This is a genomic window from Calyptranema fuscum S582 (assembly GCF_055793305.1).
The window spans coordinates 119,422-139,484 of record NZ_JBSLYH010000015.1 but is presented as its reverse complement, the minus strand read 5'-3'; the positions used below and the strand labels follow the sequence as shown (position 1 = coordinate 139,484).

Annotated in this window: 15 protein-coding genes; 10 read left to right on the top strand and 5 right to left on the bottom strand. The window is 49.3% G+C overall.

Translation table 11 applies throughout. The features are described from left to right. The first annotated feature begins 208 nt into the window (after window positions 1-208). Window positions 209-514, top strand: a complete 306-nt coding sequence (locus ACR6Z4_RS12680) for a small RNA NsiR4-regulated ssr1528 family protein (RefSeq protein WP_479717632.1) — start codon at window positions 209-211, stop codon at window positions 512-514. 399 nt (window positions 515-913) lie between these two features. Continuing rightward, window positions 914-1,276 carry a hypothetical protein gene (locus tag ACR6Z4_RS12675; protein ID WP_479717631.1) on the top strand — a complete coding sequence of 121 codons (363 nt, stop codon included), beginning with the start codon at window positions 914-916 and terminating at the stop codon, window positions 1,274-1,276. Between the two features lie 55 nt (window positions 1,277-1,331). On the opposite strand, the gene ACR6Z4_RS12670 is transcribed toward ACR6Z4_RS12675, so the two are convergent. Further along, window positions 1,332-1,718: a hypothetical protein gene (locus tag ACR6Z4_RS12670; protein WP_479717630.1), complete on the bottom strand. Its 387-nt coding sequence runs from the start codon at window positions 1,716-1,718 to the stop codon at window positions 1,332-1,334. A gap of 846 nt (window positions 1,719-2,564) precedes the next feature. Between ACR6Z4_RS12670 and ACR6Z4_RS12665 the strand changes: the two genes are divergently transcribed. After that, window positions 2,565-5,402, top strand: coding sequence for a sensor histidine kinase (locus ACR6Z4_RS12665; RefSeq protein ID WP_479717629.1), 2,838 nt, complete (start codon window positions 2,565-2,567; stop codon window positions 5,400-5,402). Here the strand turns inward: ACR6Z4_RS12665 and ACR6Z4_RS12660 are convergent. From ACR6Z4_RS12660 to ACR6Z4_RS12650, 3 genes are all read right to left on the bottom strand, one after another. Beyond that, window positions 5,335-6,006: an ABC transporter permease gene (locus ACR6Z4_RS12660; protein WP_479717628.1), complete on the bottom strand. Its 672-nt coding sequence runs from the start codon at window positions 6,004-6,006 to the stop codon at window positions 5,335-5,337. The two genes, ACR6Z4_RS12665 and ACR6Z4_RS12660, sit on opposite strands and share 68 nt — an antisense overlap. A 118-nt stretch (window positions 6,007-6,124) precedes the next feature. Beyond that, a complete protein-coding gene (locus ACR6Z4_RS12655) occupies window positions 6,125-7,921 on the bottom strand; it encodes a pre-peptidase C-terminal domain-containing protein (RefSeq protein ID WP_479717627.1) in 1,797 nt (598 codons plus the stop codon). 200 nt (window positions 7,922-8,121) lie between these two features. Then, complete coding sequence (locus tag ACR6Z4_RS12650; protein ID WP_479717626.1) at window positions 8,122-8,871, bottom strand: hypothetical protein; 750 nt, start codon at window positions 8,869-8,871, stop codon at window positions 8,122-8,124. A gap of 433 nt (window positions 8,872-9,304) precedes the next feature. Here ACR6Z4_RS12650 and ACR6Z4_RS12645 point away from each other — a divergent pair, with 433 nt between their 5' ends. The 6 genes from ACR6Z4_RS12645 (at window position 9,305) to ACR6Z4_RS12620 (ending at window position 15,866) form a co-directional block, all read left to right on the top strand. Further along, window positions 9,305-10,246 carry a hypothetical protein gene (locus ACR6Z4_RS12645; protein ID WP_479717625.1) on the top strand — a complete coding sequence of 314 codons (942 nt, stop codon included), beginning with the start codon at window positions 9,305-9,307 and terminating at the stop codon, window positions 10,244-10,246. Window positions 10,247-10,384: 138 nt separating this feature from the next. Beyond that, window positions 10,385-12,364: a hypothetical protein gene (locus tag ACR6Z4_RS12640; RefSeq protein WP_479717624.1), complete on the top strand. Its 1,980-nt coding sequence runs from the start codon at window positions 10,385-10,387 to the stop codon at window positions 12,362-12,364. A gap of 176 nt (window positions 12,365-12,540) precedes the next feature. Continuing rightward, a complete protein-coding gene (locus ACR6Z4_RS12635) occupies window positions 12,541-13,632 on the top strand; it encodes a fatty acid desaturase family protein (RefSeq protein ID WP_479717623.1) in 1,092 nt (363 codons plus the stop codon). Continuing rightward, window positions 13,629-14,267 (top strand): hypothetical protein, encoded by a 639-nt coding sequence (locus tag ACR6Z4_RS12630; RefSeq protein WP_479717622.1) that lies wholly within the window; start codon window positions 13,629-13,631, stop codon window positions 14,265-14,267. The genes ACR6Z4_RS12635 and ACR6Z4_RS12630 overlap by 4 nt, the downstream gene beginning before the upstream one ends. 60 nt (window positions 14,268-14,327) lie before the next feature. Continuing rightward, a complete protein-coding gene (locus ACR6Z4_RS12625) occupies window positions 14,328-14,759 on the top strand; it encodes an HHL1-like protein (protein ID WP_479717621.1) in 432 nt (143 codons plus the stop codon). A gap of 267 nt (window positions 14,760-15,026) precedes the next feature. Continuing rightward, complete coding sequence (locus tag ACR6Z4_RS12620) at window positions 15,027-15,866, top strand: sulfite exporter TauE/SafE family protein (RefSeq protein WP_479717620.1); 840 nt, start codon at window positions 15,027-15,029, stop codon at window positions 15,864-15,866. A 71-nt stretch (window positions 15,867-15,937) separates the two neighbouring features. Here the strand turns inward: ACR6Z4_RS12620 and clpB are convergent, their stop codons facing one another. Further along, complete coding sequence (gene clpB, locus ACR6Z4_RS12615; protein ID WP_479717619.1) at window positions 15,938-18,628, bottom strand: ATP-dependent chaperone ClpB; 2,691 nt, start codon at window positions 18,626-18,628, stop codon at window positions 15,938-15,940. A 623-nt stretch (window positions 18,629-19,251) separates the two neighbouring features. Here clpB and gvpF point away from each other — a divergent pair. After that, a complete protein-coding gene (gene gvpF, locus ACR6Z4_RS12610; RefSeq protein WP_479717618.1) occupies window positions 19,252-19,989 on the top strand; it encodes a gas vesicle protein GvpF in 738 nt (245 codons plus the stop codon). Window positions 19,990-20,063 lie beyond the last annotated feature (74 nt).

The following is a 20,063-nucleotide window of genomic DNA, read 5'->3' as shown; positions in this document are numbered from 1 at the left end:
CCAGGTTAGATAACTTTTTCGCTGAGGGGGGTAGCCCAAAGATTTTCTTTAGGACTTTGTCAGGGGATCAGTAAGGGATTTCCGTTTATTGCGAGTCCCTTACAGGTAAACTCCAACTCCTTGCCCCCAATCGCGCCCTCTCCATAACCGTTCCAAAGCACTATAAAATACTGAGGTAAGTATTTATAGCTATGGCTGTTGGCTAAATATGGCGACTGATCAGAATTCTGGTTCACAGAGCACGTTGGGTGCAGATGCGATAGATGTTGCGATCGCCCAGGGGATTGATTTTGACAACACTCCTATCCCACAAGAAAAACTTGACCTGTATCACAGCGTGATGGCGTTAGAAGCAGGTCGGCAGCGCAGTGGCGTGTCGAATACCATGCGATCGCGGATTGTCCGCATTGGGGCAAAACATATTCCTCAGGCAGACCTTGACCAAAAGCTAACAGCGGCTGGCTTTGCGCCTTTAAAGGAAAAAGAGATCGCGTTTTACTATGGCGGTAAGTAGGGAATAGAACCTCGTTTGGTTGCCCTTCGACTCCGCTCAGGGCACAGGCTGGTTGAGCGGGGATTTTACCTCCGTCAGTTGTCCTTCGACTCCGCTCAAGGCGCGGGCTGGTTGAGCGGGGATTTTACCTCCGTCAGTTGTCCTTCGACTCCGCTCAGGGCGCGGGCTGGTTGAGCGGAGTCGAAACCAGCGAGAAATTGGTCACCCCACAAATTTCACCTGCCGACCCAGCGCTGAAGTCAGGAATACCTGGGGTAGACGCAGCAATGCGGTCCTGGAGGGTAGGATAAATATAGAGCCAGGGATTTCAGGTTGATCCAATTGCTGACCCAGACCTGCCCGACTCTTTGGCTTCGCTCTCCACGCGCCTTGCTCCCTACCGTTGATGTTATTTAAGAAATGCCTGATTTAACCCCTATATTTGAGTTTTCTCGGTCTCATTGCGTCGCCATTTGTGCCGTTTTAGTCCCCGCGAACCTGATGGCAACGTTACAAACCTTAATCATGGTCGGGGTGCATCGTCCGGCTTCTCAAGTGCAACTGATGGTTTGGGTCTCTAGCTTTTACGCAGGACTGATGATCGCCCATGTGGGCACCTGGCTGATGATCGGGGTAGTCATGCTACCGACTTATATATTGCTGGGGTTGGGCACGACCTGTTTATTCGTCAATATCTGGGCGATCGCTCAAACTGACCAGGTAGAATATTGGCTGAATCGCCTTAAAACCGTTTTATCAACCTACCGTTTCAGGTTGGGCTAAAGCGGAATCTAAGGTTGCCAGGGTGTCTAAACCGCATCACTGAACCGCGATCGCGTCAGGGCGACTGCACTCGATGTAAAGAGAATTCAGATTCTAACGTCGGCAGCTCGATCGGCGCTTGAGCCAGCCTCTCTAAGTCTGCAATTTTGTGCCGCATCCGCTCAACCCGCTCATTTAAGGTTGCCTGTATCCCCTCTGTCCCGGTGGCAATGCACGCTTGACAAACCTCTCCCCAGACGACATCGTGTTCATCACAGAGAACTGCCAACAGCAGTTGGTTTTGGCTCCCCCGGATGGGGAATGAACGGCGATCGCAAATGGTGCAAAAAACAGGCGCATTTCCGATATAGGCACTTTGCTGCCAAACAATTTTCATGGCAATCCCTCTCAGCGCTTCGTGTTCATTCTGTTCTAGTGTTGCAAACACCAAATTTTGCAACATGGGGGTTGGGGGCGAAGCCCTCAAGAAGGGGTGGAACCCCTTCACCCCTTACAAAACTTTCGTTTTGCTGTACTAGCAACCCTTAAGATGCGGGGAATCTCTGCACCCCATCCTCATCAGCCCTGCGATCGCTTCTGATAGACAATCTTACGAAATCTTAAGCCAAAGCCTGACCAATGATCGTCATCAATTTAGCCATACTGGATTGAGGAGTACTACATTTGAAGGTACATCAACCAAGTCCTATGTTGCCGTAGGCAGCAAATTCTTACACAAACGGCATCTACCTAAAGGATCGTGATTTTAGTCAGGGCGAAGGTTTATTTTTGAGAACGTGGCAATGCTGTGTTTTAAGAAGGCGGAGGTCAGAGCCAGGTGGGGTTATAAGTTCTGTTGAAATACGATCTGAATTTTCTTTAACATTAAAGAATAAAGAAGTAGAGTGTTACCCTTTCCCGTCTTTCAGTACAAACCGGCTAAGTATTAAGTTCTAACCATTCAGAAATTTCATTAATCAGGGCTACCTCAACCGTTATTTTGCTATCTTGGCGCGATGGTATGGCGATCGCGTTCCATGCCAATCCAATCAGCAAATACTACTGAGTTTGGGGCAAATTGTCATCTTCTTGCGCGCAGAGAACCCCCAAATCGGTCAACATTGATCCCTTCAACTCCTAAGGATCGTGGATTGAATACAACCGAATTCTTTTTGAGAGAGTCACAGCGGAGCCGTCACTCTCTCGAAAAGACTTACAGGTTCATTCAGCTGTAATCCTCATCTTTGATACAGACCATTTAGGATACTTCCATACAAACCCATCAGATATATCGATCTCGAAGGTTGCTGTGAAAAATCTTCAGTTCCTGGAAAATCTATTTGACCAACATCAGCACGTCCAAAATCAGCTTCAGGCGTTTTTCCAACTGCCCCCAGAGTTATTGTGTGTCTTACAACCCGATGGCATCTTCCGGCTGCTGAGTCCGACATGGGAAACGGTAATGGGCTGGGATGTCAATCTACTGCGAGGGCAAAATTGGTTGCCCTGGGTGCATGAAGAGGATTGGCAAATCAGCCAACATGCGTTGCAATCATTAATCGCTCAAGGTCAGGGAGCTACGGGCACCCTCGAAAATCGGATACACTCTAGCAGCGGCGATCGCACATTGACCTGGTTGCTAAACGTAGGAGACGACGGGCTGATCTATGCGTCTGCGACGCTCCAACCTGAGCAGGTGAGGCAAGCATCACAAACGGTGCAAGCGGCGATTCATGCGAGTGAAGAGAAGTTTCGCCAACTGACCGAAAACAGCCGAGAAGTCTTTTTCATCTACCCACCCGATTATGGCTATCTCATTTACGTTAGCCCTGCTTACGAGAAGGTTTGGGGCCGAACCTGTGCAAGCCTGTACGACCATCCAACCTCCTGGCTGGATGGGGTGCATCCTGATGACTATAACCAGGTTGTCGAGGGTTTGCGCCAGCAAGCCCTCGGTCAAGAATTTGATTGCGAATATCGCATTATTCGCCCCGATGGAGTAGTGCGATGGGTATCTGCCCGAACATTTCTGATTTATAACCCACAGGGTCAAATTTACCGAATTGCCGGAACCGCTGAAGATATTAGCGATCGCAAGCAAGTTGAAGCAGCGCTCAAGCAACAAACCGAGCGAGAACGGTTAGTCATGACCATTTCTCAACGGATTCGGCAATCGCTCAATTTAGACGAAATTTTAGAGACAACCGTCAACCAGGTTCGCCAACTGCTTCAGGTCGATCGGGTGGTGATCTATCGATTTAACCCCGACTGGAGTGGCGAGGTTATTGCCGAATCGGTCAGTGCCGCAGAATTTGAACTGTTGCATGTCACGATCAATGACCCCTGTTTCAAAAGTCAGTGGCATCTTCCCTATCTGCAAGGTCGCATCAGTGCCATCGAAGACATTCACCAGAGCCACATTCAAAAATGCCATGCGGCTTTGCTGATGCAGTTTCAGGTGCGAGCCAATTTGGTAGTCCCGATTTTGCAAGGCGATTTTCTCTGGGGCTTGTTGATTGCCCATCATTGCTCGGCACCTCGACCGTGGCAAGAGTGGGAAACCTCTCTACTCCAGCAATTAGCCAACCAGTTGGCGATCGCCTTACAACAGTCAGGGTTATATCAACAGGTGCAATTGCTCAATGCCACCCTGGAGTCTCAGGTACACGAGCGCACAGCCCAACTTCAGAAAACCCTCGAATTTGAAGCCTTACTCAAACGCATTACCGATAAAGTGCGGGATTCGCTGGACGAACAGCAAATTTTAACCACCGTTGTACATGAATTGTCTACAGGGTTGGATACGTACAGTTGTGATACCGGACTGTATGACCTGGAGCAGGGAATTTCCAACATCATCCATGAATATGTGCGAGATGATTTTCCCCCCGTTGAAGGCGGCACTGTGCAATTTTGCGACTATCCCGACCTCTATCGACAGCTATTGCGAGGTGAAAGTTTGCACTTTTGTTGGATCTATCCCCTGACCAGCGATGTCCGCAAAATTGCCAGCCAATTCACGGTCTTAGTGCAGCCGTTGATCGATGATCAGGGGGTGATTGGCGATCTGTGGCTCTATAAAGCAGGGGTCAGTGGATTTGACAGTTTAGAAATTCGGTTGTTGCGCCAGGTGGCAAACCAATGTGCGATCGCCATTCGACAAGCACGGCTCTACCAGGCGGCGCAAACACAAGTAGAAGAATTGGAGCGGCTGAATAAACTCAAAGATGATTTTCTGAATACGGTTTCCCATGAGCTGCGATCGCCGATGTCTAACATCAAACTGGCAACCGATATTTTGGAAATTTTGTTGACCCAGGCCGGGGTGATCAGCACCGACGATAGCCCCATCAATCGCTACTTTCAAATTCTGCAAGACGAATGCCAGCGAGAAACCCGATTGATCAATGACTTACTTGATCTGGCACGGTTAGATGCCGACACAGAACCCATCTTGTTGTCTACGATTGAGCCGAAGATGTGGATTTCTCATATCGCTGAAATTTTTATGGAACGAACGCGGAGCCAAAATCAACATCTCCAGATCAATATTGCCGATGCCCTACCGATGCTCACGACCGATCTATCCGACCTGGATCGCATCTTAACGGAATTGCTTCACAATGCCTGCAAATACACCCCCGCAGGCGAAAAAATTATCCTCTCCGCTCACCTCTCCTCCCACCGTTCCAATCCTTCTGCCATCACATCTACAGCCCCAAACTCAGCCCCATCCGATCTAGAGCGCACCCGGATGCCTCCCTGGTGTCATCAGCACGAGTTTCCTTTCTATCTCTATGCCAACGATTCTCAGATGGCTGCGCCTGTCTGTCCGCCGTCACCGATGTTACAAATTTGCGTGACCAATACAGGGGTAGAGATTCCAGAAAATGAACGCGATCGCATTTTTGAAAAGTTTTATCGCATTCCCAATAACGACCCCTGGCGGCATGGTGGCACTGGTCTGGGGCTGGCATTGGTGAAAAAGTTGGTCAAACGGTTAGCCGGGACGATCGCCCTCGACAGCATGACCGGACAAACTAGCTTTCAAATTTTTCTGCCGCTTACCCTGACTGCCCCTAACTCAACCGCAGCCAATGAGCCGATTTCTGCACCGCTCTCATCTGAGTCTGTTTATCAGGATTAAGTCTCCATTCCAATGCCAGCAATGCCCCATTCATTGCCAGTGCCAGAACCGAAACAGCGATCGCCCCTGCCCAGATCTTGTCATATCGTCCGGTCTGAGCAATGCCATCAAACAAGAGTGTGCCTAAACCCCCTGCGCCAAACTTTGCCCCGATCGTGGCGATCGCGATCGCCACGATCGCTGACAATCGCAACCCTGCTAAGAAAATTGGCACGATCAAAGGCACCTGAATCTGCCACCAGCGTTGCCACCCATTCATCCCCATGCCTTTGGCAGCTTCTAAAATGGCAGGTTTAATCGACTGCAACCCCACCACCAAACTCCGCACCAAAATCACCTGGGTATATAGCACCATGGCTATGATGACCGACCAGGCATTTAAACCCAAAATCGGCACCAGCAAAATAATTAATGCCAGACTGGGTATGGTGTAGAGAATGCCTAACGTACTCAGCACAGGGACACTGAGCCACGGAAATCGCGTGATCAATAACGCTAAGGGCACCGCCAGCAAAACGGCGATCGCTAACGTCGAGAGCGTCATTTGCAAATGCTCTAAAACCAGCATCCAGACAGCGATCGGGTGTTGGAAAATATAGGTCATCAAACTAGTCCTGAATAGGCTGATTTTTTTGGAACGGCTCACTCCGTGAGCCGCTCCAAAACGATCAGCTCAGTTACATTCTGTTTACGCTAGCAGTTTACGCCAGCAACATTGCCTACTAACTCCGCTGCAAGTTCAAGGTATATTTATTACCGTCTTGATAGGTATAGACGTAGATGAAATAGTTCCCGGCTACCAAAGTCTCTGAAATCGGACTGCTGGAAGTTGGAGAACCTGACCCAGTGTCAACACTTTCGCCACTATCAATCAATCCATTGTTATTGGAATCGTAGTACAGTGTCGCATACGCTGTACCAGAGGCACCAATAATACTGGCACTAAAGTTAGCACCTGCAGCCAGACTGAACTTGTAATAATCAACTTCATCCAGGTCGCCGACATATTCTTGCGCCGAGAAAGTCGTCGGCAATGCACCAATGTTGTAAGGACTGGTTGCTGATCCTGGATCGGTTGCTAGAGTCCCCGCATTCGCAATGGCGTTGAGCGAGAACGTGTACTTGTTAGAGTCTCCACTGGTGGTGACTTCAACAAAATAGGTTCCTTTCGGCATCGTCTGAGAAACGGGGGCGCTGGAGGTTGGAGAGCCAGACCCATAATCAAAATATTCTCCACTTTCCACCAACCCATTGTTGTTGGCATCGTAGTAGAAGTACATATAGGTCGTGGAATCTGACGCCACCATGCTGGCACTGACATCGCTGATTTGATTCAGCGTGAATTTGTAATAATCAACCTTATCCAGCTCGCCCACATAGTCTTTGGCAACAAAATTAGAGGTTGACGGAATGGTGTAAGGACTGGTTGCCGAGCCCGGATCGGTCGGTAGAGTGCCTGCATTGGCAGTGGTGCTGAGATTTAAATTGTATTTGACCGCATCAGAGTAAGTATAGACAGCCAGAAAGTAATTCCCCTTCGGCAATATCCGCGATATAGGATCGCTAGAGCTGGGCGAACCTGAGCCACTTTCAACGTCTTCTCCGCTGTCCACCAAGCCGTTGCCATTGGCATCGTAGTAGAGGGTCATGTAAGCAGACGAGGGTGAGCCTGTGATGCTGGCGTCAAAGTTGCTGATCTGGTTGAGCGAAAACTTGAAGTAATCCACCTCGTCCAGATCGCCCACATAATCTTTGGCATTAAAGCTAGACAGTGCGCCAATGTTATAGGCAGTTGTTGCTTCTCCCGGATCAGTTGTCAAGGTACCAGCGTTGGCAGTCGCCGTCAAACTCAATGTGTAATTAGTTGCTCCAGAATAGCTCGGCTTCACTTCTACAAAATATGTACCTTTGGGCAAAACCAGTGAAACCGGAGAGCTAGAAGAGGACGACGACCCATAGCCACTTTCAAAATATTCGCTGCTCTCGATCAAACCATTGTTGTTGGCATCGTAGTAAAGGTAGATGTAAGCGGTTGAGGAAGACCCCACAATGCTGCCGCTGAAGTTGCTGATCTGATTCAGCGTGAATTTGTAGTAATCGACCTCATCGGTGTCTCCAATCGAATCTTTTTTCGTATAACTCGATAGCACCCCGATATCGGTGGCATTGGGGGTCGTATCATCGGGTGGTAACACCGCAGAAGCCGTCAACTGATACTTGGTATTGCCGCTGATTCTACGGATACGGACATAGTAAGTTCCTTCATCCAGTATCCGCTTAATAATTTCCGATTTGGTGCCCCCTTTGCGCGAGGCTTTCAGGATACGACCTTTGCTATTGAGCAGTTCAAGATTGGCATTAGCAGTGAGATTTTTGAGGTTAAACGAACAACTCCTGCGACCTGTCAACGTGAATTTGAAAATGTCGATTTTGTCGGATTGCCCAACAAAACCCGATCGCTTTTTGGTCCCCGTCAATTTGCCAAGGCTACGAGCACCGCCAAGTGTATTGTCTGACATGCAAAGGCATCTCCCAGATAAATTTATGCGTAAAACATCATAACCAATCCAGGAATATACGCAAAATTACTGTAAAGATTGTGTGAATAATGCCTCTAAGTTAAATTTTTCTCTGGATTGCACGTATTTACACGTAGGATTGTGGATTCATAAAATCTAATTCTGACACCGCTCAATCCAGCCATGAGATGACGCTTTCCTTATTCGCTTGGGGGCGTCAAATAAACGATCATCTCATTCACAGTAGGCTTCAAAGCCTGCAAATGAGGATCATCTGATAAATACAACGTTTCTCCGATCACCGCTGCGTAATCTTCAGCATATTGTTCAGCCGCTCCGGGTTCTGGTTGCATCCGCAATACTAATAAACCGTCGTATTGCTTGAGTGATGTAGTATCTAGCTGAACTGTGCCACCATAATCCCAGCCAAACCCATATAACCGAAAGTCTCCAATCTTCTCTTGCAGCGTTGCCAAAGAGGTTCCGGTACCAATGCCTTCAGGGGTTTTCCAGGCAGACCCAATATCTCGAATTGCCGTCAGTTTAGTACGAGTTGTATCTGTCCAGACGACACTGAACGATTTGTCTACGCCTAGATTAATTCGCGTTCCTGGTTCAGAAAACCCTTCGCCCACCGGCATATCTTCATCCTTTAGACGCTCTTCACCAAACAACTTGGCTAGATCTTGGCGCGTCATGTTGGGCGTAACAGGACCAAACCGCTCCCCCGGAATCACTACCATATCGGAAGGTTCATCGGGATTGGGCGATGTTGTTGTGCCGGACGTTAAGGTAGGTGAGGTCGCCGTTGCGTCAGGTGCACTGGATATAGTCGCTGTAGGCGACCCTGTTTCTTCTGTAGAGTTGGGTAAAGAGGTACTGCATCCTGCCATGAGTAACAGCGTGGCTGTTAGCAAAATGGGCATGGATTTGGGACGCGAGAGGTTCATGACAAATACCTGTAGATCTATGCCAAGACGAAGATGGTTGCCAGGATTTCAGTCTTGCTTCATTTTCAGCCTAGCGATTGTTCAAGAGAACGGCACAGATCGGTGTGCCACTCCTATCCCCATCCTGTAGATCCGAAACCTGGCAGCTCTGTGTAAACCCTTGCCGCAAATTATTTAAAACGCTTTGTATTAGAAGTAGTAGTCCTAACGAGTTTTGTTGTGCCGTGGGTTTCGCCCGCACATCAGTACGTCTAAGGATCGTGCATTTAATCAAGCCCGCATCTTGTCGATAGCCCGACGGCTGCGCTGTCAGGCTTTCCGCAAGAATTACAGGTTAATTCATTTGTAGCCCTCAATATTGCTAAATGCCATCTGCCCTATGGAATGTGTTAGAGCAAAACGTTCAGGTGCATCAAACGTTTGGTTAGTTTGGGTGAAGCTGTCTTTAGTTTTACTGGTCTGTATTTCCAGTCTGGTGGTGTGGGTTTATCCTGCACAGGCTCAAGCAACCTGGCTGCCAACCACGTTTAATCTTAACCAGCGCATCTATATAGATACCCGGCTAAGCAGCAATCCGACTTATCCAGTGCAGTTTCAAACGCTGAACCAGCAACTCCAACAGGCTGAAACTGTTCACCAATTGAAAATTTATGTGGTCGCGGCACAGCAAGGAACAGAGACTCTTGCACCAGATACCAACTGGGCAGTGATAAAACTGGATGATTTAATTGCCCGTTGGCAAAGTCATCCTAATTTCCCTAAAGACAATTATTTGGTGATCGTTTGGGTGCGTCGCACTGACGATGTCAACAAAGGTTGGGTGGCGGCGAATGGGGGTAATCGACTGCAAACGTGGGGGTTAACCGGACAGCGTTTTTCAGATCCAAACGGGCCTGTAATTTCGGCGTTGCGGCAACATATGCCAACCGATCCAGAAGGGGCGATCGCCGCAATTGTAAACAACGTCAATCAGGAAATCAGTCAATATCAACAACGGCAACCGCAAGCCGCACCACCGGCTCCTTTACCCACGCCAACGGTACAATCAGTTCCTGTACCCACACAACAAGCCGCACCACCAGTTCCTGTACCCACGCCAACGACACCACCGACTCCTGTACCTACGCGACGAGCCGTTTCACCGCAACAGCAACCCAAGGAACTTCGCGATAAAGTATTGACCTATGCGCCTCCCGGATTGATGGGATTGGGTGCCCTGGGCAGTATCAGTTGGATAACCTGGAACTTCCGTCGCCGTCGTCGGGCAGCCCTCAGCTTAATTCAGCAATGGCAGGAACGACTCAACCACGCCAACGAGTTGTATCTCAAGCTGTATAACGATTATTTTGAATTTCTCAAAATTCAAAGCGACTAGTCGAGCAAATTTCAGGGCGTTACTCGAACTCAGTATGAAGCTGCTGTCACTGACTTTACGGACTTTACAGTGCGATTAGAAGCTGCTAATCAGCGGTTACAACAGGCTCGGTCAGCCGTCGCAAATGCGACTTTTCCATTGACAAATCCATTCCTGCGGGCGATCGCACTGCTGACTACTGAACCTGTAGTGATTACGGGACAGGAATTGCCCTCGGACGTTGCCCAGCTCTTTAGTGGCTTAGTTACCCAAACAACCTATCAACCGGAGCAACTGCTCTCAGTTATGGCAGATCTGTTTGCTCGCACCCATCAGGCATTGCAAACAATTGTCCAGGCTGTAAACGGCATTGATGCCAATCAACAAACCCTGAAAACCCTGTACGACGAGATCAAACACTTACGCTCGACTCTAGACAGACGAAAGTTACCACTTCAGCCCTATATCCCTCGGTTGCAAACGATTCAACAGCAACACCAGGCATTTCAAGCCGTTGTGGTTTGCGATCCTCTGACGGCTTATGCCCAGTCTCAGGTACTGATCGAAACAAGTCAGACCTTAAAAACTGACATGGCGTGGGCACTCAGACTTAAAGAAGAGTTGACGGCAGTGGTGGGGCGAATTCAAACGGTAGTTCTGCGCGTGCAATCGCTCAGGTCTCAAGCGTTGCCCTACCAATATCCCCTGGCTGATGATGAAGCTGCACCACCCACAAACGTATCCGTAACATTGACCCTGAGCGAACCGGGCGGCAATCCTGATCGGTTACTGGCAGATGCCAGCAGCCACCAAAAATCTGGTTTAGTTGCCTTGGCTCAAGCCCAGTTGCAGACAGCACAAGACCATCATGATGCCGCGATCGCATTGATTGAACAGGCAACTCAGCTGATCGATACGGTACTCACCGCAAAGCACTATATCGAACAGCAAGTCCCCATTGTCCGACAAACCTTAGTTGGGTTAAATACAGAAATTGTCCGCGCGATCGCTACGGTCAAGCAGCTACAAACAGACTATCTGCCAATTAATTTTTCAGGTGAACCAGAAAAGTTGCAGTGGGCGCAGGCAGATGCCAAAACCATCGCAGATACAGTGCGCAGCCTTCGCCAAACTTACGATCGCCAGCACTACCTGAACACTCGCACAATTTTAGAACCTCTGGAAGGACAACTCCAAAACCACAGTCAACAGTTACAAACGATCCATACTCGTCTGAATAAACTCCAACGGCTTCGCCACCATAGCCGTCAGCTCACCGCCCAGTGTCAAACGATGATCGCGTCACTGGCAGATAAACTTCAGACCTATACATTTACAACCGCAACGACAACAGATACGCAATATCAACAGCTAAAAATACGTCTTCAACAGCAAATTGATTTGATAACGCCAGCGATCGCCAATTGGGTGATGACGGCGACCCAAGCTGATGAGATATGGACAACGTTGCAGACCATTGATCAAGCCATTGATCAGCACTATACCAACTATCAAGCGGCTCAAGCCGGGGTGAAATCTCTGGAATCCAAAACCCAATCGACTTATCAAGAGATCCACAATCCAGACACTCTCCCCGATACCCAGCAGCAATTCTCTCAACTGGAATCTAAATTACACGCCATACAAGCAGCGATCGCTCAACCCAAATCAAATTGGCAGGATATCCTTGCGCACAGTGAAGCCATGGAAACGGCAATTGGACAACTCCAGACGACTGCCCAGGCAGATAAAGCAGCCGCGACAGCAGCACGATCGGCAATTGATCGGGCGCATCAAGCAATTCGATCAGCCGAGCGTATTTGCACCTCTGGTGTCCACGCTGACCTGTCTGACGCCAATAGGATATTAAACAACGCTAAATCTGAACTTCGCGATCGCCGTTATGCCCAGGCAGAGCATCAAGCGCGCCAGGCGATTCATCTAGCTGATATTGCTGAACGTCAAGCCGAACAGAAGGGTGAAAGAATTCGACAGTACCAAGCCGCTAGCAATCATTTTAGCCCTGGCAATAACCAAAGCCATAGTTATAGTAGTCAGAGCCATAGTCATGAGAGCAACCCTGGTAGTCAGAGCGGGGGCGGCAGTTATGACGATCGCAGTGGTGGTGGGGGATACTAAGATACCTGTTTGGAAGGTTCGTTTTTGGCAGCGCAGCGTTGCTGCGCGACTATAGCTAATTGAAGGGTTCATTAGGACAGGGGGCGGGGGCTGTGCCCCCGCCCCCTGTCCTACCTGACCCTGCGGCTGCTATATCAATAAACGTCTAGATGTTATTTCATTGGTGATCCTACTCTATGAAACGATCGCTGTTCTCTTTCAAGGGCGATCGCCCTTTAGCCTCTGGTTCGGCAGCTGTGGCACTCCGTCAACCTATCCCTGCTCACTGGCAACTGTCCCTGCGGATTATTTTGGAAACGATAGTCGGAATCACCCTGCTTGGGATGATGAGCGTTGTTTTAGAGACAGTGTGGATAGGGCAAGAATGGATGGGGCAAGGATGGATAGGGCGATCGCTCCATCCACTCTTGTTTCACGGTGTGCTGGTGGTTCTTTTAGTACTGCTGCTGCTGGTGCAGGGACTTTGTCTCAATCGTTGTTATTTAGTGGGTCATGAAGCTGTTCATCGGAAGCTTTTTCCTCAACATCTCTGGCTCAACGATTTAATCGGCAGTGTGATGTTGTTGCCGATCCTGGCTCCCCTGACGATTTACCGCAAAATCCATACTTTCCACCACGCATATAACCGGGAAGCAGTCGGTATCTCTACACTCGATACGTTTATCAGCCATCACCCCATCACCCCATCACGCCAGCGGTTGTTCTATGGACTCTGGATCTTCCTGGTTTTTGGTGGGGGCTTTTTTCTGCACACGTTGATTTCGATCGTGCTGTTTCTGCTATTGCCCAGCCGCTGGGGTGAACGGCTCTCTCCCGCGTTTCAAAATTGGACGATGATGGCTCGGTTACGAGCCTGGGCAGAATTTACCGTAGGTGTGGGCTTTCATTTAGGGATCTACAGCCTGTTGGGGCCCTCGATCTGGCTATCGGTTTTAGGGCTGCCGCTGATCATGTTTGCCTGGATCTGGTCAATGTTGCTCTACATCTACCACTACCGCACCAGCGTGGGCACACCCACGTGTTATAACGTGCGATCGCTGACTGCCAATCGATTTTGGCGGTGGCTGATGCTAAACTTCAACGAACACACAACTCACCACTCCAACCCTCAAATTCCCTGGTATTTGCTACCGCAAAAGCGGATTGATTTACCGGAAGCCTATTGTCACAATCAGACCGTCACAACCCTGTGGCAGGCGATCGCTCAACAATTAAAGGGTCCCAATCTGGTAGAATCGCAACGCCTTTCGCAGCAGGTATCAGAATGAAGCTCCGTCGGGCAACTGGCGAGGATGTAGACGCAATTCTGGCAGTCAAAGCACAACTCCCTTTACAGTCAACCACAGCCCAACACGGCGGATTTTTACTGGGTTCTTCGGCAGAGCACTATCAATTTTTTATTCAGTATGGGCAAGTGTTAGTGCTAGAAGGAGCGCAGGACAACGACTTAGTAGGCTTTGCCATTGGCTTAGACGATCAGATGTTGCGGCAAACCGATCTGTGGACGCGTCGCCATGCCGTGCAGTGGCAGGATACCCAGGCGGTGTTCCTGGAATCTCTCAAACTTGCGTATATTGAGCAATTAGCAGTTTTACCGGGGTTATCGTCTAGACACTATGCACCCGCGTTAGCGTTGGCACTTGTGCAACACCTTTTTGCTCACCATGACTGGATTTTGACGACAACCGTTATCCAGCCCGTCTGCAATAGGGCAGTGCTACCGTTGTTAGAACGGGCAGGGGCAAAACGGTTGGGCTGGGTCGAAGAAGACTATCCTACAGTCGGCAAAATCACGTCTGCAATTTATGGTCTGGAGCGATCGCACTGTCAGGCACGGTTTAAAACCTCTCAGCAGCATCTCGTTTGTCGCGTTTCACGCACCTTGCAACAGTTCGTTTTATGAGAGAAGGATTGCGATCAATCTGAGAATGTCATAAACTTTTGTAAAGTACTTAATAAAACTATGGCGTCTAAACCCGGATTTGGTAAATCTCAATCTCAGCCTAAAGTCTCGAAGCGATCGCAAGAACGCGCCAAAGCAGCCAGCCAATACGAAAAAATGAAATCGGATGGGACACCTGATTTTGAGATCTACATCCGGATTCAAGGCAAGAAAAACTGGTATCCAGTAGGCGTTGTTGCTGTCAAACGATCCAGCCAGATCAACCGAGCCATCTTCGACAGTCAGGCGCAACTGCTAGAAGGTGCTTTTCGTCTCTACCCGATCTTACGGAAGCACCAAAACCAACTGGAGTATGGATATCGCCTCAAAGAATTTAAAGATGAGCCAATCCAACTGGCAGAAGCACCCAAATCTATGGGTGGCATAGGGCTACAAGGTGCGATCGCAGGTCTAAAAGATCGATTCTCCTCGCTGATCAAGACCCCCAGTTAACGCAAAACCCAACCTGACTCACCCTTAAAGGTGCATAGGCTTCGCGCCTGGATAGATGACGGGTGTCGTGTGAGAGCCGCGCGGAGCGCGGCTCTCACACGACACCGTACTGAATCAACCCGCACAGCGCTATAAACTACAAAGTGTTGGTAATCAGCCACAAAATTCACAGCGATCGCCAATAATTTGGTTAATAATTGCATACCTAATGTTTAAAAGGCGCGACCTTTCTAAGCATTAGGTTATTTATTTTGTCTAGGTACTTAAATGACTACATTAACCTGGGGTTTACTTGCATCAGGGGGGTTTCTCTCAGGCATTTTGGCAGGGCTGCTCGGCATTGGAGGCGGTACGGTATTGGTGCCGATGCTCGTTGCCTTTGGCTATACGCCTGTTCAAGCGGTCGCCACTAGCAGTCTGGCAATTTTGATTACGTCGATTTCGGGAACGGTGCAAAATTGGCGGATGGGCTTTTTTGATGCCAAACGAATTCTGCCACTGGGATTGCCTGCCTTATTTACAGCCCAGATCGGTGTCTTTTTAGCCGATCGCTTCCCGCCCTATCTGTTGCTGGCAGCCTTCGGAGTGTTACTGCTGTTCAACATTTACCTGGTTCAGCTCAAAAACCGCTTAGTTGCCGCGCAAACGTTAGAGGACGCCTCAACATCTCAGGACGGTCAACCGCCATCCATGTCGTCCCACACTGATGAGCCAGCCAAAAAACCACGTCTCAACCCCATGTGGGCACGCCTGATTACGGGCAGTGCGGCAGGTCTATTAGCCGGTCTGTTTGGCGTAGGTGGCGGTGTGATTATGGTGCCACTGCAAATGTTGTTTTTAGAAGAACCGATCAAGGTTGCCATTCAGACCAGTTTAGGAGTGGTCGTCATGACTGCAATCTCTGCCAGCATCGGTCACACCCTCAGCGGCAATGTGGTTGCCCTGGTTGGGGTGGTGTTGGGGTTAGGAGGGTTGATTGGTGCTCAAGTGAGTACGCGGTTGTTGCCCAAGTTACCAGATGCATGGGTGAGTCGGATTTTTCGGATTTTTCTGGGCACCTTATCTATCTATATTTTCTGGCAAGCCTGGCAATCCTGGGCAACTTAAAAGTCTATCTGAATGGATGGTTCGTGCCCTTCGGGCACGAACCATCCATTCAGCATCCTTAATGTGCGTTATTAGCTATCCGTTAACATCGCTTGTGGTACAGCGGTTGCAGGGGGAATCACCACGGTTGGCTTTTTGGTAAAAACGAGGGCATTGTCGTTCAGATCTATCAAAATCGTATCGCCCTCGACAAAAGTATTGTCCAGGATTTTGGTAGCCAGGGGATTTTCCAATTCCTTCTGAATCGCTCGTTTCAGCGGCCGAGCACCATACACCGGATCGTTGCCGACATCAGCAATAAAGTTTTGAGCCGTCGGGGTCAGTTCCAGGGTCATCTTTTGATCTGCCAATAGCCGATGAATCCGCTGAAGTTGAATGCCAACAATTTGGCGCAATTCTTTCAGGCTAAGGGCATGGAATAGGATAATATCATCGACCCGATTAAGGAATTCAGGACGGAAATGCGATCGCAATGCATTCAACACGCGTTTGCGCATCTCTTCGTATTTAGTATCGTCTCCTGATACGTCTAAAATGTGTTCGCTACCGATATTACTGGTCATGACGACAACGGTATTGCGGAAATCTACCGTGCGTCCCTGCGAATCGGTAATCCTGCCATCATCCAGCACTTGCAATAGGATATTGAATACATCAGGATGGGCTTTTTCTACTTCATCCAACAACAGCACTGCATAGGGATGACGACGAATCGCTTCCGTCAGTTGTCCACCTTCTTCATACCCCACATAGCCAGGAGGGGCACCAATCAATCGGGCAACGGAATGTTTTTCCATATATTCCGACATATCAATGCGCACCATCGTGTCATCCGTATCAAACAGACACTCTGCTAGCGCCCGCGCCAACTCTGTTTTACCAACCCCCGTGGGCCCCATAAACATAAACGAGCCAATGGGACGACCGGGATCTTTCATCCCGGCACGGGCACGCCGAATGGCAGCCGCAACGGCTTCCACCGCTTCTTCTTGACCGACCACCCGTTGATGCAAAAAGCTTTCTAGTTGCAACAACTTTTGCCGCTCTGACTCCAGCAACCGATTGACCGGAATCCCCGTCCACTTGGCAACAATTTCAGCAATATCGGCATCGGTGACCTGTTCGCGTAGTAGAGTGGCACCCTTCGACTGAATTTCCATCAGTCTGCCTTCTTTCACTTCTCGCTCTTGTTGGAGTCGAGGCAGACGCCCATAGCGCAGTTCAGACGCCTTAGCCAGGGCATCAAGGTCGCCCAATTCGCCTTTGCGCTCAGATTGCTCCAGTTGCACCCGCAGTTGATTTTCCTGTTGTTTCAATTCTTTAATGGCGTCGAGTAAGTCTTTTTCGTCTTGCCATTGTTGACTGAGCGTCTGCTGCTTTTCTGAAAGATCGGTAATTTCTTGTTCAATTTTCTCCAGTCGCTCTAGAGACGTGCGCACAACAACAGTGCTGAGCTGTTGACCCTCACGCTCTAGCGACATTTTTTCCATTTTGAGCTGGGTCAGACGCCGATCGATTGTCTCCAGTTCGACAGGCTTGGAGGTAATCTCCATTTTCAGCATGGCAGCCGCTTCATCGACTAAATCGATCGCCTTATCGGGTAAAAAGCGATCGCTAATATATCGATCGGACAGCATTGCCGCCGCCACCAGGGCAGAATCTGAAATCTGCACGCCATGATGCACTTCATACCGCTCTTTCAGACCGCGCAAGATCGAGATCGTATCCTCAACCGTTGGCTGATCCACATACACTTGCTGAAATCGCCGCTCTAGCGCCGGATCTTTTTCAATGTGTTTGCGATATTCATCCAGGGTAGTTGCCCCAATGCAACGCAACTCTCCTCGCGCCAACATGGGTTTCAGCAGGTTGCCAGCGTCCATGGTGCCCTGACTGGCACCGGCACCGACAACGTTATGGACTTCATCGATAAATAAAACAATTTGCCCATCGGACTCAATCACTTCTTTCAACACTGCCCGCAGACGGTTTTCAAATTCGCCGCGATATTTTGCCCCTGCAATTAACGATCCCATATCCAGCGTAATCAGGCGACGATTCTTTAACGATTCCGGGACATCGCCATTGATGATCCGTTGTGCCAACCCTTCAGCGATCGCCGTTTTACCGACACCCGGTTCACCAATCAAAACGGGATTATTTTTTGTCCGGCGCGACAGCACCTGCACCACCCGCCGAATTTCCTCATCTCGCCCAATCACCGGGTCGAGCTTGCCCCCTTTTGCCTGTTCTGTCAGGTCACGTCCATAACGTTCCAGAGCATCATACCGGGCTTCTGGATTTTGGTCGGTAACTTTCTGGCTACCCCGCACCGTTTTGATCGAAGTTTCCAGTTGCTTTGCCTCGACCCCCATACTTTTGAAAATGCGCCGCCCCAGGCGATCATCTTCCGATAATGCCAGCAGCAAATGTTCAACCGAAATATAGTTGTCCTGTAAGGTTTTACGGGCCATTTCTGCCTGATCGAGCAAGGCATCTAGACCACGCCCCAAATATAACTGACCGTCCGAAGCGACTCTGGGCTGTCGGCGGGCAAAGTCTTCTACTTGCTGCTTCAGTCGCGCTGAATCAACGCCCGTCCGGGTTAAAAAGGTGCTGGCGGTGCCTTCTTGCTCTAGCAGAGCGATCGCCACATGCTCTACCTCTAGCTGTTGATGGCGATATTGCCGCGCCACATCTTGGGATTTAACGATCGCTTCCCAGGCTTTTTCAGTAAATTTGCTAGGGTCAGTAGGCTGCATGTTGTCAAAACGTCTCTCAAAACCATATTTCCAAGCGACTTCAGTATAACAAGCCCGCCCAACTCTCTGAGCAACAGAGTTAACCAAACCCGTCACTCAGGATGACAAATTCAATAAAATCCGGGTAGTCCTAAAAAAGTCATGATTTTTTGTGGCGCGGGCGTTGCCCGCGCCACAAAAAATCATGACACAAATCCCACTACCAAAATCTGGACGTTTGGTTTTGCAAGCGCGGCGTCGCCGCGCTTGCAAAACTAAATCGTCGGTTTGATTAAATCCGCGATCCTTATCCCTGATATCGGTGGCAAGGCCTTGGAAGAGGATTAACATGGGGGGTGATCAGACGTGACGCCTCCCCCCTTATCACTCACCTGATTGAGGAATACAAATTCAATAAAACCCAAACGTTCAGTTTTGCAAGCGCGGCGACGCCGCGATTCTAAAACTAAATCGTCGGTTCGATTACATCTACGATCCTTAAGGTTGCTGCTCTGATAGAGAATAGTGAACCGCAAGCCTGCCATTTGCTATTCACCATCAGCCACAGTCATGACTCTGCTCAGCAATGCGACCTCGTCTCCATTTCACCTCATCTACACTATTTGAGATATTAAAGATCACTTATGGGATATGGGCTTTACCTCTATGGAATTTTCCCGCCACCGGGACCTGTTGATTTGGAATTGCAAGGGTTAGACCAACAACCTGTGCAAGCTTATGCCATCGATAGTTTCGTCTTTCTTTATTCCGAAGCGCAGCAAGAGCGCTATCTCGCCAGCCGTCGTAACTTATTAGGTCACGAACGGGTGTTAGAACAAGCCATGGAACAAGGCTTTCGTACCCTGCTACCGCTACAGTTTGGGCTAATTGTGGATACGTGGGAAACCGTTCAGACCCAACTGTTGGAAACCCGTGGAGCTGCTCTCAACACATTGTTTGCCAAACTGGCAGGAAAGCGGGAAGTCGGTATCAAGCTGTTTTGGGATCAAACGTCTGAGCTGGAACTGTTGATGCAAGAAAACGAAACCCTCAGAACTGAACGCGATCGCCTCGAAGGGACGTCTCTCAGCATGGATCAAGTCGTCAAAATTGGGCAATCCATCGAACGTGCGATGGCAGACCGCAAAGAGGGCATCATAGAACTATTCCAGAACACACTCAATCCGCTTGCAGATGAAATTGTCGAGAATGATCTGCTGACCAGCGACATGATTTATAACGCTGCCTATTTGATTCCCTGGGACGATGAACCCCACTTTGGTGAACAGGTCGAAGCGCTTGACCAACAATTCGATAGTCGCCTAAAAATCCGCTACAACAGCTTTACTGCACCCTTTAACTTCGCCCGAATTGAAGAGTAGACCGCTTGCATACTTCTTGAATATTGATCATGGGCAGCACTGAAACCGCTACCGACGAGACTATTCAACCCGTT

Bases quoted from the DNA above. Each gene is read 5' to 3' on its own strand.
- ACR6Z4_RS12680 (WP_479717632.1), top strand. From the start codon at position 209: ATGGCGACTGATCAGAATTCTGGTTCACAGAGCACGTTGGGTGCAGAT.
- ACR6Z4_RS12675 (WP_479717631.1), top strand. From the start codon at position 914: ATGCCTGATTTAACCCCTATATTTGAGTTTTCTCGGTCTCATTGCGTC.
- ACR6Z4_RS12670 (WP_479717630.1), bottom strand. From the start codon at position 1,718: ATGTTGCAAAATTTGGTGTTTGCAACACTAGAACAGAATGAACACGAA.
- ACR6Z4_RS12660 (WP_479717628.1), bottom strand. From the start codon at position 6,006: ATGACCTATATTTTCCAACACCCGATCGCTGTCTGGATGCTGGTTTTA.
- ACR6Z4_RS12655 (WP_479717627.1), bottom strand. From the start codon at position 7,921: ATGTCAGACAATACACTTGGCGGTGCTCGTAGCCTTGGCAAATTGACG.
- ACR6Z4_RS12650 (WP_479717626.1), bottom strand. From the start codon at position 8,871: ATGAACCTCTCGCGTCCCAAATCCATGCCCATTTTGCTAACAGCCACG.
- ACR6Z4_RS12635 (WP_479717623.1), top strand. From the start codon at position 12,541: ATGAAACGATCGCTGTTCTCTTTCAAGGGCGATCGCCCTTTAGCCTCT.
- ACR6Z4_RS12630 (WP_479717622.1), top strand. From the start codon at position 13,629: ATGAAGCTCCGTCGGGCAACTGGCGAGGATGTAGACGCAATTCTGGCA.
- ACR6Z4_RS12625 (WP_479717621.1), top strand. From the start codon at position 14,328: ATGGCGTCTAAACCCGGATTTGGTAAATCTCAATCTCAGCCTAAAGTC.
- ACR6Z4_RS12620 (WP_479717620.1), top strand. From the start codon at position 15,027: ATGACTACATTAACCTGGGGTTTACTTGCATCAGGGGGGTTTCTCTCA.
- clpB (WP_479717619.1), bottom strand. From the start codon at position 18,628: ATGCAGCCTACTGACCCTAGCAAATTTACTGAAAAAGCCTGGGAAGCG.
- gvpF (WP_479717618.1), top strand. From the start codon at position 19,252: ATGGGATATGGGCTTTACCTCTATGGAATTTTCCCGCCACCGGGACCT.